The 462-nt window shown below is 78.8% G+C and carries 1 protein-coding gene; it reads left to right on the forward strand.

From position 1 onward, the window contains the following. Positions 1–126: 126 nt before the first annotated feature. Positions 127–462 (forward strand): SpoIIE family protein phosphatase (locus FNQ90_RS26495; RefSeq protein ID WP_182608591.1); only part of this gene is annotated, 336 nt, incomplete at its 3' end.

Consider the following 462-nt stretch of genomic DNA (forward strand, 5'->3'; position numbering starts at 1 on the left):
GGGGAAGCCGGGGCCCCGGACGGGGGGTCGGTGGACCGGAGGCGGTCGCGCACCGCGCCGCCTCCCTGGCCGTCCCCCACCGGTTCCGTGCCGGGTACGGGCGACGGTGACGGACCGGACCTCGCCGTGCGGTACCTGCCCGGGCCCCCGGACGCACCGGCGGAGGGCGCCTGGTACGACTGTCTCCACCTGCCGGACGGAAGCGTGGTCCTGGGCACGGGGAACGCCGGTCCGGACCCCACCACGGGCCTCTCCGCACGGGGTGGCCCGGCGGCCCTGTTGGTGGGGGCGATGCGCGGCATCGCCCTGACCGGCGCGGCCCCGGGAAGGGTGCTGGACCACCTCACCGAGGTGGTGGGGCGCGGAGGGCATCCGGGGTCCGTGACCGCCCTGTGCTGCCGCTACCGGCCCGGGGACGGCGTGTTGAGGTGGGCGGGGGCCGGGCACCCCGCCCCCCTGGTC

It is taken from the genome of Streptomyces alkaliphilus (assembly GCF_014141535.1).
GTDB classification, from domain to species: domain Bacteria; phylum Actinomycetota; class Actinomycetes; order Streptomycetales; family Streptomycetaceae; genus Streptomyces; species Streptomyces alkaliphilus.